1 protein-coding gene is annotated in these 510 nt (G+C 53.7%); it reads right to left on the reverse strand.

Features of this window, described 5'->3' with window-relative positions:
* Positions 1-185 (reverse strand): hypothetical protein (locus EOA29_RS42545; RefSeq protein ID WP_210213239.1); only part of this gene is annotated, 185 nt, incomplete at its 3' end.
* Positions 186-510: the final 325 nt, after the last annotated feature.

Genomic DNA, 510 nt, shown 5'->3' on the forward strand with positions numbered 1-510 from the left:
GTATTGAGAACGCTTGTCCATGTATCCTGCGGATCAGCACCGCGGGCGATCATGGCCGGCGCGTTGTGAAATGAGTCTGCAAGCATGCGTGCTGTAGGTAGGTCATCGGCCGCGCGAATTTCGATGAGGACGGTGCCGAGAATCTTCAGGATATTTTCGTTCGTGATGGGTTGAGGATCACTCAATTGAGACGCCTTTCTTTCGGTACGGGCCTCGTCTCAGCTTGAAATTTGCTCGTGGCCTCGGGGAAACCAGATACGACGACGAAACCAGTTGCCCATGATTTTGATCGAAATCATCCATGTCCTGACCATCTCGATGCTGACGACCTTTTGCACGGATCCGAAGGTTAGCGAGAACAGTTGTAGAGCGTTGGCTTCTGACCGCGCGGTGACGCCAACCCCAAGATGGCCGCTTGCCGTGATCTAATATGGAATGCATCGAGACATTCTCTTGTGGCGAGGGCATAGGCTCTCGAACCCGACATGCCCTGTTTATGCAGTCCAGGGA

This window comes from Mesorhizobium sp. M1E.F.Ca.ET.063.01.1.1 (assembly GCF_003998155.1).
Taxonomy (GTDB): domain Bacteria; phylum Pseudomonadota; class Alphaproteobacteria; order Rhizobiales; family Rhizobiaceae; genus Mesorhizobium.